Origin of the sequence: Nitrospirillum iridis, from assembly GCF_014205765.1 — a bacterium.
Lineage (GTDB): Bacteria > Pseudomonadota > Alphaproteobacteria > Azospirillales > Azospirillaceae > Nitrospirillum > Nitrospirillum iridis.
On sequence record NZ_JACIIZ010000014.1, the window covers coordinates 166603 to 178744 of the forward strand.

The 12142-nt window shown below is 68.1% G+C and carries 14 protein-coding genes; 10 read left to right on the forward strand and 4 right to left on the reverse strand.

Translation table 11 applies throughout. The features are described from left to right. Nucleotides 1-64: 64 nt before the first annotated feature. The 4 genes from FHS74_RS22620 to wrbA all read right to left on the reverse strand — a co-directional run bounded on the left by FHS74_RS22620 (nucleotide 65) and on the right by wrbA (nucleotide 2482). Nucleotides 65-994, reverse strand: coding sequence for a histone deacetylase family protein (locus FHS74_RS22620; protein WP_184805617.1), 930 nt, complete (start codon nucleotides 992-994; stop codon nucleotides 65-67). Between the two features lie 109 nt (nucleotides 995-1103). Continuing rightward, entirely contained in the window at nucleotides 1104-1340 is a 237-nt protein-coding gene (locus tag FHS74_RS22625) for a sulfurtransferase TusA family protein (RefSeq protein ID WP_184805619.1), read from the reverse strand. After that, nucleotides 1337-1723: a DUF423 domain-containing protein gene (locus FHS74_RS22630; protein ID WP_184805622.1), complete on the reverse strand. Its 387-nt coding sequence runs from the start codon at nucleotides 1721-1723 to the stop codon at nucleotides 1337-1339. Before FHS74_RS22630 ends, FHS74_RS22625 begins: the two co-directional genes overlap by 4 nt. A gap of 156 nt (nucleotides 1724-1879) precedes the next feature. After that, nucleotides 1880-2482, reverse strand: coding sequence for an NAD(P)H:quinone oxidoreductase (wrbA, locus tag FHS74_RS22635; protein ID WP_184805625.1), 603 nt, complete (start codon nucleotides 2480-2482; stop codon nucleotides 1880-1882). Between the two features lie 167 nt (nucleotides 2483-2649). Here wrbA and FHS74_RS22640 point away from each other — a divergent pair, with 167 nt between their 5' ends. The 10 genes from FHS74_RS22640 (at nucleotide 2650) to FHS74_RS22685 (ending at nucleotide 11998) form a co-directional block, all read left to right on the forward strand. After that, a complete protein-coding gene (locus FHS74_RS22640) occupies nucleotides 2650-3612 on the forward strand; it encodes a LysR family transcriptional regulator (protein WP_184805627.1) in 963 nt (320 codons plus the stop codon). Between the two features lie 538 nt (nucleotides 3613-4150). Continuing rightward, complete coding sequence (locus FHS74_RS22645; protein ID WP_184805629.1) at nucleotides 4151-5059, forward strand: alpha/beta fold hydrolase; 909 nt, start codon at nucleotides 4151-4153, stop codon at nucleotides 5057-5059. 229 nt (nucleotides 5060-5288) lie between these two features. Beyond that, nucleotides 5289-5768, forward strand: a complete 480-nt coding sequence (locus FHS74_RS22650) for an SUF system Fe-S cluster assembly regulator (protein ID WP_184805632.1) — start codon at nucleotides 5289-5291, stop codon at nucleotides 5766-5768. Nucleotides 5769-5797: 29 nt separating this feature from the next. Then, on the forward strand, nucleotides 5798-7282 hold the full coding sequence (gene sufB, locus FHS74_RS22655; protein ID WP_184805635.1) for a Fe-S cluster assembly protein SufB: 1485 nt from the start codon (nucleotides 5798-5800) through the stop codon (nucleotides 7280-7282). 54 nt (nucleotides 7283-7336) lie between these two features. Beyond that, entirely contained in the window at nucleotides 7337-8089 is a 753-nt protein-coding gene (sufC, locus tag FHS74_RS22660; RefSeq protein WP_184805639.1) for a Fe-S cluster assembly ATPase SufC, read from the forward strand. A gap of 12 nt (nucleotides 8090-8101) precedes the next feature. Beyond that, nucleotides 8102-9496 (forward strand): Fe-S cluster assembly protein SufD, encoded by a 1395-nt coding sequence (sufD, locus tag FHS74_RS22665; protein ID WP_184805642.1) that lies wholly within the window; start codon nucleotides 8102-8104, stop codon nucleotides 9494-9496. Nucleotides 9497-9500: 4 nt separating this feature from the next. Beyond that, a complete protein-coding gene (locus FHS74_RS22670; protein ID WP_184805645.1) occupies nucleotides 9501-10763 on the forward strand; it encodes a cysteine desulfurase in 1263 nt (420 codons plus the stop codon). Beyond that, the gene (gene sufU, locus FHS74_RS22675; protein ID WP_184805647.1) at nucleotides 10763-11233 is read left to right on the forward strand and encodes a Fe-S cluster assembly sulfur transfer protein SufU; all 471 of its coding nucleotides are present in this window, start codon (nucleotides 10763-10765) and stop codon (nucleotides 11231-11233) included. The genes FHS74_RS22670 and sufU overlap by 1 nt, the downstream gene beginning before the upstream one ends. Nucleotides 11234-11238: 5 nt before the next feature. After that, the gene (locus FHS74_RS22680) at nucleotides 11239-11631 is read left to right on the forward strand and encodes an SUF system Fe-S cluster assembly protein (protein ID WP_184805649.1); all 393 of its coding nucleotides are present in this window, start codon (nucleotides 11239-11241) and stop codon (nucleotides 11629-11631) included. 19 nt (nucleotides 11632-11650) lie between these two features. Continuing rightward, nucleotides 11651-11998 (forward strand): HesB/IscA family protein, encoded by a 348-nt coding sequence (locus FHS74_RS22685; protein ID WP_184805651.1) that lies wholly within the window; start codon nucleotides 11651-11653, stop codon nucleotides 11996-11998. Nucleotides 11999-12142: the final 144 nt, after the last annotated feature.

Here is a 12142-nt window from a genome sequence, read left to right on the forward strand (position 1 = left end):
TCAGGGCCCCGATCTTGGACGACCGTCACCCCGTTGCATCACAAGCGGCGGGACCCGGCTGCCCTCAAACCTCCATCAGCGTGCCCACGTGGGCGGCGACACAGGAGGCCAGCGCCATGGGATCATAGCCCCCTTCCATCGACGAGACCAAGCGGCCCTGGCAATGGCGCTGGGCGATGGCCGCGATTTCCGCCGTCACCCACGCGAAATCGTCCTCCACCAACGTCAGGTCGGCCAGCGGATCGGCCCGGTGGGCGTCGAAGCCGGCGGAAATGAGGATAAGCTGCGGGGCGAAGGCGTCCAAGGCGGGCAGCAGGCGCGACGACATACCCTCGCGGAACTCCGCCCCGCCCGACCCGGCGCGCAGCAGCACATTGACCACGGTGCCATAGTCGCCCTGGTCGCCCAGGGCGCCGGTGCCGGGATAGAGCGGCCATTCATGGGTGGAGCCATAGAACAGGCCGGGGTCATGCTCCGCCAAGGCCTGGGTGCCGTTGCCGTGATGGACGTCGAAATCGACGATGGCCACCCGGCGCAAACCATGGACGGCGCGGGCGTGTTCCGCCCCCACGCCGACATTGTTGAACAGGCAGAAGCCCATGGCCTGGCCCGGCTCCGCATGGTGTCCCGGCGGGCGCACGGCGCAGAAGGCGTTGCGCACCTCCCCCGCCATCACCGCGTCCACGGCGGCGCAAACGGCGCCGGCGGCATGCAACGCCGCCTGGAACGAGCCGGGCGACATCACCGTGTCGCCATCCAGGGACACGATCCCGGTGATGGGGACGGCGGCTTGCAGATAGGCCACCATGTCGGGCGTGTGCACCCGCTCGATCTGCTCCAGCGTGGCGGCCGGCGCCTGGCGGCGGTCCAGATACTGGAAACGCTCGGCATCCAGCGCGCGCAGCACGGCCGACAGGCGGCCGGGATTTTCCGGATGTCCCGGCCCTGTCTCGTGTTCCAGACAGGACCAGTGGGTGAACAACGCCGTCGCCATGGTGATCGTTTCCCTGATGTGCCTTTTTATTGTCGTCCGGCCATCATCACCGATACGCCCCGGCCCCCGCCAGTGCCTACACGGCGCGCGCCCGCGAGAATGATCCAGATCACCCCTGTCCCGCCCGGCGTATGGTGAAGGTGAGCACCCCGCCGGCCTCCTCCGTCGCCAGCAAGGCGTGGCCGGCGGACTGGCAGAAGGCCGGCACATCGAGCATGGCGGCGGCATCGGTGGCCAGCAGGGTCAGGACCGCCCCCGGCGCCATGGCCATCAGCGCCTTGCGCGCCCGCAGCACCGGCAGGGGACAGACCAGCCCCCGGCAGTCCAGGCCGCGATCGTCGCTCATCGGGGCACCTTCAGCGCCGCCGCCGCCAGCGCCAGCCAACCCAGGATCATGCTGAAGCCGCCCAAGGGCGCCACCGCGCCCAGCGCGCTGGGCCCCCACCAGCCCAGGCCGTACAGCGCGCCGCCGAACAGCACGCAACCCAGCAGGAACAGCCAGCCGGCCAGGGCGGCGAGGCGAGGCGCCAGCAGATGACCGCCCAGGGCGGCGGCCACGGCGGCGCCGGCGTGCATCAGCTGGTACTGGCTGGCGGTCTGCCACAGCTCCACCGCGTGGGCGTTGCGCACGGCGCCCAGGCCATGCACCGCGAAAGCGCCGGCCGACACCGCCACCGCGCCGATCACCCCGGCGATCCCCACCCGCAACCGGGCATCCGCAGCCAACATCCTTCCACCCCTTCCACGCAAAGACGGTGCGTCAGGATATGAGACGGCGGCGCCCGAACCGCAAGCGTTCCGAGACGCGAACGGGCCGCCCCCCGGCAGACGGCGCCGGGAGACGGCACCAGGGGGACGGCCCGCCGCTGAACCCCCGGCGAAAGGTCAGCCGGCCAGCTTGGCGGCGATGGCGGCGACGTGGGCCCCCTGGAAGCGCGCGCCGGCCAGCTCGTTCTCGCTGGGCTGGCGCGAACCGTCGCCGTTGGCGATGGTGCTGGCGCCATAGGGGCTGCCGCCGGTCACCTCGGCATTGTTGGTCTGGCCCTGGAAGCTGTACGGCAGGCCGACGATGACCATGCCCTGGTGCAGCAGGGTGGTGTGGAAGGACAGGATGGTGCTTTCCTGCCCGCCATGCTGGGTGGCGGAAGAGACGAACACGCTGCCCACCTTGCCGATCAGGGCGCCCTTGAACCAGAGGCCGCCGGTCTGGTCCAGGAAGTTGCGCATCTGCGACGCCATCATGCCGAAACGGGTGGGCGTGCCGAAGATGATGGCGTCATAGTCCGGCAGTTCATCCACGGTGGCGACGGGGGCGTCCTGGTCCAGCTTGATGCCGGCCTTCCGCGCCACGTCGGCCGGCACCAGTTCGGGCACGCGCTTCACCACCACCTCGGTACCCGCCACCGACCGGGCGCCCTCGGCCACGGCCTTGGCCATGGTCTCGATGTGGCCGTAGCTGCTGTAGTAGAGAACGAGAACCTTGGCCATTGCCATCTCTCCATCATGCGATAGGGCCGGCGATGCGTCTGAATGCCGCGCGGCGTTGCGATGGACAGACCATAGACGCGTTCCCAATTGCGGATAATCCGGGGACTGGGCATAAAATTGTTCCACGTGCCGCAACAATCCCCCAACACTCCCCCGAGGGACCTTCCATGGACCGTCTGGATGACATGGCCCTGTTCGCCCGCGTGGCGGAAACCCGCAGTTTCACGGTCGCGGCGGCCAAGCTGGGCCTGTCCCGCTCCGCCGCCAGCCGGCGCATGACGGACCTGGAGGCGCGGCTGGGCGCCCGCCTGCTGAACCGGACCACCCGGCGCATCAGCCTGACCGAGGCGGGGGAGACCTATCTGGTGCGGGTCCAGCAGATCCTGTCGGACGTCGACGAGGCCGACCGCTCCGTCGCCAGCCTGCAGGCCGCCCCCCGGGGGGTGCTGAAGGTGGCCGCCCCCATGAGCTTCGGCATGAAGCATCTGGGCCCCGCCATCGCCGACTTCCTGTCCGCCTTCCCCGATATCGAGGTGGAGATGGACCTGAACGACCGCTTCGTCGACCTGGTGGACGAGGGCTACGACGTGGCCGTGCGCATCGGCCAGTTGAAGGATAGCTCGTTGGTGGCCAAGCGCATCTGCCCCGCGCGGCTGGTGCACGCCGCCAGCCCGGCCTATCTGACCCGGCGGGGCGTGCCGCGCGCGCCGGAGGACCTGACCCAGCACGACTGCCTGATCTACACCAACATGCCACAGGGGACCCAGTGGCCGTTCCGCGCCACGCCGCTGACGCCGGGGGCGGCACGCGGCGGCAACCACGACATGGACGTCGCCACCCGCCTGATCAAGGTCAACGCCCGGCTGCGCGCCAACAACGGCGACGTGCTGTTGGAAGCCGCTTGCGCGGGCGTCGGCATCGTCGCCCTGCCCACCTTCATCTGCGGCAAGGCGCTGGCGGAGGGCCGGGTGGTGCCCATCCTGCAGGAATGGGCGGTGTCGCGCAGCACCATCAGCGCCGTCTTCCCCGCCAACCGCCACCTGTCGTCCAAGGTCCGCGTCTTTGTCGACTTCCTGGCCGACCGCTTCCACCCCAACCCCTATTGGGATGTCGGCCTGAAGCTGGGATAGCCCCGTCTCCCCAACCGGCCCTCTCCCAAATCGAAGCGGACCGAAAAGGGCGGACAAGCCAAGGGGTGGCCGCCCGTCGGCGCATGAGGCAAACGAAAAAACACCAATAATTAAAAACGGCGGATCAGGTTCGGGCCCCTAAGGGCATCCAACCTGGTCCGCCGTTTTTTCTCAGTCGGATGGGCACAAGCCTCGACGCCGCCCTCGGGGCGGCCGCTTTGCCGCGATAGATCCGACCGTATTTCCGGACGTCCCACCATGCAGGGGGTTTCGTTCGGTTCAAGCGCGAGCTTGTGGGCCCGCCTCCTGAAACAAATCGTGCGCCGGTCACCGGCCAGGGTCAAACGACGATCGGGCATGCTGCACGGCAATGGCCACCCGCTGGGGTCATAACGGGTTAACGCCCAGCCGCAAGACCCGGCACACCCCGGGGAAGGAGTTACCCCGGACGGCACCGTCAGCCCTGGACATCGCCCCATCTTGGCCCTATTGATATACTCTTATATCATGCGGTTGAAATTCAGTGGGAGGGTGGGCAATGGCATCGGTGCGGCGCGCTTACGTGGACGGGCCCCATGGGCAGATGCATCTGCGCCGGGCCGTGCCCCCTGGGGATGGCCGCCGCGACGCTCAGGGCAATACGCCGCTGCTGTGCATCCACATGAGCCCGATGACGGGACGCACCTTCGAGGCGCTGCTGGCCGATCTGGGCGACGATCGGGATGCCATCGCCTTCGATACGCCCGGCTTCGGCCAATCGGACGCGCCGGCGGCCCCGCCGACCATCGCCGATTACGCGCGCGCGCTGGACGCCGGGCTGACGGCCTTGGGCGTCACCGGGCCGGTCGACGTGCTGGGCTATCATACCGGATCGATGGTTGGGGTTGAGATGGCGGCCCTGATGCCCCAGCGGGTGCGCCGACTGACGATGATCTCCGCCCCCGTCCTGACGGACGAGGAACGGCGGCAGTTCAGCGCCTACTATCATGGCCTGACGATCACGGCCGACGGCGCCCACCTGGTGGCCCGCTGGAAAAGCTTCCTGTACCACCACACGCGGCCGGGCACGACGGTGGAGGACATCGCGGAGAAATTCCCCGACCTGCTGGTGGCCGGGCGCAAGGGCGAATGGGGCCACCAGGCGGCGTTCAGCCATGATTTGGCCGGACGGATGCCGGCGGTGACCCAGCCGGTGCTGATCCTGAACACCGGCGACGACCTGGACGTGCACACCCGCCGGGCGGCCGGCCTGGCCCCCAACAGCCGCATCCTGGAGGTGCCGGGCTGGGGTCACGGCTTCCTGGATCTGAACACTGGCGACGCCGCCGCCGTGCTGCGCGCCTTCCTGGACGCCGAGGGGGAGGCGCCACAGAGCCAGGTGACCGCCCCCGCCTCCGCGCTGGGGCCGCGCTACCCGCGGCAGGTCGGGCCCTTCGCCCCGCGCTGACGCATCGGCCGTGCCCCCCGAAGGGGCTGATATCCCAAGCAACGCGCGGCATGGCATGCCGCGCGCGGTGTTCGCATACCCACGCCGGGAGGCGATGGCAGGTTTGCGTCCATCTTCACCGCTTGACAGGGAAGATGGAGAGGCTACTTAAAGGGTACTGATTTGGTCCGGATTGCCCCGGGCCGGGTCGGTGACTGTGACCCGGTAGCTTCACTGAGGGATTGGGCCGTTGATCCGGTTGAGCAAAATGACCGATTACGCCGTCGTGGTCATGACCACGATGAGCCAGGGCGAGGGCGGGACGCATACCGCCACCTCGCTGGCGGAGCGTACCGGCCTGCCGGCGCCGACCGTGGCCAAGATCCTGAAGCTGCTGGCCCGTGACGGCCTGATGGCCTCGCACCGGGGGGCCGCCGGCGGCTATAGCCTGGCGCGCGACCCGGATGACATCAACGTCGCCCAGATCATCGCCGCCATCGACGGCCCCATCGCCCTGACCGACTGCGTCGACGGGGCGGAGGGCGCCTGCGGGGTGCAAAGCCTGTGCCCCCGGCGGGGTAATTGGGACCGGGTGAACCGGGCCGTGCGCACCGCCCTGGAAGGCGTCAGCCTGACCGAGATGTCGCAACCCGTTTTTCCGCAAGCCGTATCCCAGACGGCCGCGCCGCTGGCCCCCCGCCCCGCCCCCGTGGCCGAGCGGGTTGGCTGACGCCATCGAATTCGAGGAAGATCACACGCATGGCCGCCACCGAACAGACCGTCGAACAGGTCCGCGCCGTCACGGAGCAGAAGTACAAGTACGGCTTCACGACCGAGATCGAGTCCGACCTGGCGCCCAAGGGCCTGAACGAGGACATCGTCCGCTTCATCTCCGCCAAGAAGGGGGAGCCGGAGTGGCTGCTGGAATGGCGCCTGCAGGCCTATCGCCACTGGCTGACGATGGAGGAGCCGACCTGGGCCATGGTCGACTTCCCCAAGATCGACTACCAGGACAGCCACTACTACTCAGCGCCCAAGGCCGCCAAGGACAAGCCGCAGAGCCTGGACGAGGTCGATCCCGAACTGCTGAAGACCTATGAGAAGCTGGGCATCCCGCTGAAGGAACAGGCCATCCTGGCCGGTGTCGCCGGCGCCGGCGACATGCCGGCCATCGCGGTGGATGCCGTGTTCGACAGCGTGTCGGTCGCCACCACCTTCAAGAAGAAGCTGGAGGAGAAGGGCATCATCTTCTGCTCCATCTCCGAAGCGGTGCGCGAGCATCCGGAGCTGGTGCGCAAGTACATGGGCTCGGTCGTCCCCTATTCCGACAACTACTACGCCACGCTGAACTGCGCGGTGTTCACCGACGGTTCCTTCGTCTACATCCCCAAGGGCGTGCGCTGCCCGATGGAGCTGTCGACCTATTTCCGCATCAACGCGTCCAACACCGGGCAGTTCGAGCGCACGCTGATCATCGCCGACGAGGGCAGCTACGTCAGCTATCTGGAGGGCTGCACCGCCCCGATGCGCGACGAGAACCAGCTACACGCCGCGGTGGTGGAGCTGGTGGCCATGGACGATGCCACCATCAAATATTCCACCGTCCAGAACTGGTACCCGGGCGATGAGAACGGCAAGGGCGGCATCTACAATTTCGTGACCAAGCGCGGCGCCTGCCGTGGCCGCAATTCCAAGATCAGCTGGACGCAGGTGGAAACCGGCTCCGCCATCACCTGGAAGTATCCCAGCTGCATCCTGCAGGGCGACAATTCGGTGGGCGAGTTCTACTCCGTCGCCATCACCAACAACTACCAGCAGGCCGACACCGGCACGAAGATGATCCACATCGGGAAGAACACCCGGTCGACCATCGTGGCCAAGGGCATCTCCGCCGGCAAGGCGCAGAGCACCTATCGCGGCCTGGTGCGCATCCTGCCCAAGGCCGAGGGCGCCCGGAACCACACCCAGTGCGACAGCCTGCTGATCGGCGACAAGTGCGGGGCCCACACCGTGCCCTACATCGAAAGCCGCAACCGCACCGCCCGGGTGGAGCATGAGGCCACCACCGCCAAGATCAGCGAGGACCAGCTGTTCTACTGCCGCGCCCGCGGCCTGTCGCAAGAGGACGCCGTGGGCCTGATCGTCAATGGTTTCTGCCGGGAGGTCCTGAAGGAGCTGCCGATGGAATTCGCGGTCGAGGCGCAGAAGCTGGTCGCCATCAGCCTGGAAGGCAGCGTGGGCTGAGGCCGCCATCCTCGCCCCTGCCCGTTACGAAATTCGGTTTCAAGGAAGTACACGATGCTGGAAATCAAGAACCTGCACGCCACCGTCGACGGCAAGGAAATCCTGAAAGGGATCAACCTGACCATCAACCCGGGCGAGGTGCACGCCATCATGGGCCCGAACGGTTCGGGCAAGAGCACCCTGTCCTATGTGCTGGCCGGCCGTGACGGCTATGAGGTGACCGGGGGTTCCGTGACCTTCCAGGGCAAGGACCTGCTGGCCATGGAGGCCGAGGAGCGGGCGGCCGAGGGCGTGTTCCTGGCCTTCCAGTACCCGGTGGAAATCCCCGGCGTGTCCAACACCACCTTCCTGAAGACGGCGCTGAACGCCGTGCGCAAGCACCGGGGCCTGCCCGAACTGGACGCCATGCAGTTCCTGAAGCTGATCCGCGCCAAGGCCAAGTCGCTGAACATGAACGACGACATGATCAAGCGCGCCGTCAACGTGGGCTTCTCCGGCGGTGAGAAGAAGCGCAACGACATCCTGCAGATGGCCATGCTGGAGCCCGGTTTCGCCATCCTGGACGAGACCGACAGCGGCCTGGACATCGACGCCCTGAAGCTGGTGGCCGACGGCGTGAACAGCCTGCGCGGCCCCGAACGCTCCATGCTGGTCATCACCCACTACCAGCGCCTGCTGAGCTACATCGTGCCGGACCATGTGCACGTCCTGGCCTATGGCAAGATCGTGCGCAGCGGCGGCAAGGAACTGGCGCTGGAGCTTGAAGCCAAGGGCTATGCCGAATTCGGCTCGCCCGAAGCCGCCTGAGGGGTGCGATCCATGGCCGCCATCGCCACCCTGAAAGATTTGTACGAGACCCTGAGCCCCGGCCTGCCCGGCGTCGGCGCCGCCGGCCTGGACCGGCTGCGCGCCGACGGCTATGCCCGCTTCCTGGCCGAGGGCGTGCCCACGCCCAAGGTGGAGGGCTGGAAATACACCAACCTGCGCGACCTTGCCGGTATCAGCCTGGCGCCGGCGCGGAGTGCGGCCAACAGCGACGGTGCCCCCTCCGCTTGGGACCTGCCCAGCGTGGCGCCGGGCAAGACCCACCGCCTGGTGTTCGTGGATGGCGTGTTCAACGCCGCCCTGTCCGCCGTGGGCCCCCTGCCCGAGGGTGTGGCGCTGGACAGCCTGCGCGGCCTGATCGACGCCTCCCCGGCCTATGCGGCCGAGGTGCTGGACCGCTTCCCCGCGCCCAAGGCCGACTCCGGATTACGCGTCGGTCCCAACCCCGGGCGCGGCCAGACGCAAGGCCTGGTCGCCCTGAACGGCGCCTTCCTGGCGGAAGGGGCCGTGCTGACCGTGGGTGAGGGTGTCAATCTGGCCCAGCCGGTGGAGGTCGTCTTCGTCGCCACCGCCGCCGACGGCACCTGGCACCCCCGCCTGTTGATCGACGTCGCCCCCGGCGCGCGGGTCACGGTGGCGGAACATCACGTCAGCCGGGGCGGCGGCGCCACCTTCGCCAACATCGTCACCGCCATCCGCGTGGGCGAGGGCGCGACGCTGCGCCACGCCAAGTTCCAGGAAGAGGCGGAGACCGCCCTGCACCTGGCGTCGATCACCGCCACCGTGGCGGCGTCAGCGACGTATGAGACCTTCGTGCTAACCACCGGCGCCCGCCTCGCCCGCACCGACGTGCAGGTCCGCCTGGAAGGCTCGAACGCCAGCACCCGGGTTTCCGGCGCCTATGGCGTGGACGGCAACCGGCATGCCGATTTCACCAGCCTGATCGACCATGTGTCGCCCAACTGCACCAGCCGCGAGGTGGTGAAGGGCGTCATCGACGGGCACGGTCGCGCCGTGTTCCAGGGCAAGATCATCGTGCGGCCGGACGCGCAGAAGACGGACGGCCACCAGCTGAACCGCGCCCTGCTGCTGTCCGACACCGCCGAGATCGACGCCAAGCCGGAGCTGGAGATCTACGCCGACGACGTGAAGTGCAGCCACGGCGCCACCGCCGGCGAGCTGGACGAGGACGCGCTGTTCTACCTGCGCGCCCGGGGCATACCCGCCGACACCGCCCGCGCCCTGCTGATCGCCGCCTTCCTGGACGAGGTGGCGGAGGAGATCGGCGATCCCGCGCTGCGCGCCCATGCGACGTCCCGCATCCAGGATCGTATCGGCCGTCTGACGGGCATCACTGTGGACGCTGCTGACCTGGCGGTAGAGGAGTGAGCTTATGGACACCCGCCTAAGCAACGCCCCGTTTGACGTGGAGAAGATCCGCCAGGACTTCCCCATCCTGACGCGCCTGGTGCATGAAAAGCCGGGCCGCCCGGGCAAGTCCCTGGTCTATCTGGACAATGCCGCCAGCGCCCAGAAGCCGCGCGCCGTGATCGACGCCATGGCCAATTTCATGGCGCACGACTACAGCAACGTCCATCGCGGCGTGCACTACCTCTCCCAGGTCGCGACCACCCTCTATGAGGCGACGCGCGACAAGACGGCCACGTTCCTGAACGCGCCCTCCCGCGACACCATCGTCTTCACCCGCAGCGCCACCGAGGCCTTCAACCTGGTGGCCAGCAGCTGGGGCGGCACCCACCTGACGGCGGGTGACGAGATCATCCTGAGCGTGATGGAGCACCACGCCAACATCGTGCCGTGGCAGCTGCTGCGCGCCCGCACCGGCATCGTCATCAAGGTGGCGCCCGTGCTGGACGACGGCACGCTGGACCTGGACGCGCTGGCCGACCTGCTGAAAAGCCCCAAGGTCAAGCTGGTGTCCATCACCCACGGCAGCAACGTGCTGGGCACGGTGACCCCGGCGGCGGAGATCGCCCGCATGGCCCACGCGGCCGGCGCCAAGGTGCTGTTCGACGGCAGCCAGGCGGCGGTGCACATGCCGGTGGACGTGCAGGCCATCGACGCCGACTTCTACATCATGACCGGGCACAAGCTGTACGGCCCCACCGGCTTCGGCGTGCTGTACGGCAAGGCGGAGATCCTGGAGTCCATGCCCCCCTATCAAGGCGGCGGCGACATGATCCAGTCCGTCAGCTTCGAGGAGACCACCTTCCGCGAGGTGCCGCACCGGTTCGAGGCCGGGACGCCGCCCATCGTGGAAGGCATCGGCTTCGGCGCCGCCATCGACTATGTGACGGCACTGGGCATGGGCGCCATCCACGCCCATGAGCAGCGCCTGCTGGCCTACGCCACGGAGAAGCTGCGGGCCATCGATGGCCTGCGCCTGATCGGCACCTCGCCCACCAAGGCGGCCATCCTGTCCTTCACCATCGACGGCGTGCACCCCCATGACATCGGGACGCTGGTGGACCGGGCCGGCGTGGCGGTGCGGGTGGGCCGGCATTGCGCCGAGCCGCTGATGGAGCGCTTCGGCGTGGGCGCCACGGCCCGCGCCAGCTTCGCCCTGTACAACACGGAAGCCGAGGCCGACGCCCTGGTCGACGCGGTCCGGGCCGTGAGGGAGTTCTTCAACTGATGTTCGACGATCTGCGCGACCTGTACCAGGAGGTGATCCTGGACCATGGCAAGCACCCCCGGAACTTCGGCAAGCCGGAGAGCTTCAACCGCATGGCCCGGGGCGAGAACCCGCTGTGCGGCGACAAGATCAACGTCTACCTGACCATCGACGCCGACGGCCGGGTGGCGGACGCCCATTTCGACGGCCGCGGCTGCGCCATCAGCCAGGCCAGCGCCTCGCTGATGACGGAGACGCTGAAAGGCAAGACCGAGGTGGAGGCCGAGGCGCTGTTCGGCCACTTCCACGATCTGTGCACCAAGGATGACCATGAGCACACCGACCACGGGCCCCTGGATCCGGAAGCGGTGGAACGGCTGGACGTGCTGTCGGGCGTGCGGGAATTCCCCATGCGCGTGAAGTGCGCGACCCTGGCCTGGCACACCATGCACGCCGCCATCAGCGGCGACGAAAAGACGACGACGGAGTGAGCGAGATGTCTGGAGCCACGGAACGCCCCATCGCGCCGGATGTTTCCATGGGGGCGCCGGCCACCATCGCCGACGAGGACAGGCTGCCCGCCGACGCGCCCCTGGGGGACCGCGTGACGGAGGCGCTGAAGACCGTCTACGACCCGGAAATCCCGGTGAACATCTATGAGCTGGGCCTGATCTACCGCTGCGACATCGACGCGGACGGCCAGGTCCAGATCGACATGACCCTGACCGCCCCGGGCTGCCCGGTGGCGGGCGAGATGCCGGGCCAGGTGCAGGGCGTCGTCGCCGGTGTCGACGGGGTCAAGGACGTGACCGTGAACCTGGTGTGGGAACCGGCCTGGAACCCCAGCCTGATGTCCGATGAGGCGCGCGTCGCCCTCAACATGTTCTGATGAGCGGGTGGAGGTGGATATGAGCAAGATCGAACGCAAGAAGGCCATGAGCCTGACCGATGCCGCCGCGACGCGGGTGAAGGAGATCATGGCCCAGCGCGAGACGCCGGCCGTGGGCCTGCGCGTCGGCGTGAAGGCGCGCGGCTGCTCCGGCCTCAGCTACTTCGTCGAATACGCCGACGCCAAGAAGCCGTTCGAGGAGGTGGTGGAGGAAAAGGGCGTCACCCTGCTGCTGGACCCCGCCTCCACCATGTTCCTGCTGGGCACGGAAATGGATTACGTGGAGGACAAGTTCCAGTCGGGCTTCGTCTTCACCAACCCCAATGAAAAGGGGCGCTGCGGCTGCGGCGAGAGCTTCACCGTCTGACCGGCCGCCGCCGGTTCTATCCACCAATCATCCATCTTGGCGCCAAGGGCGCGGCGGGTCCCCCCCTGCCGCGCCCTTGGCGTTTACACGCCCGGCGGATCGCCGCCCAGCCCCGCCGCCGGCATTATTAAAGTTGGTTTCTTA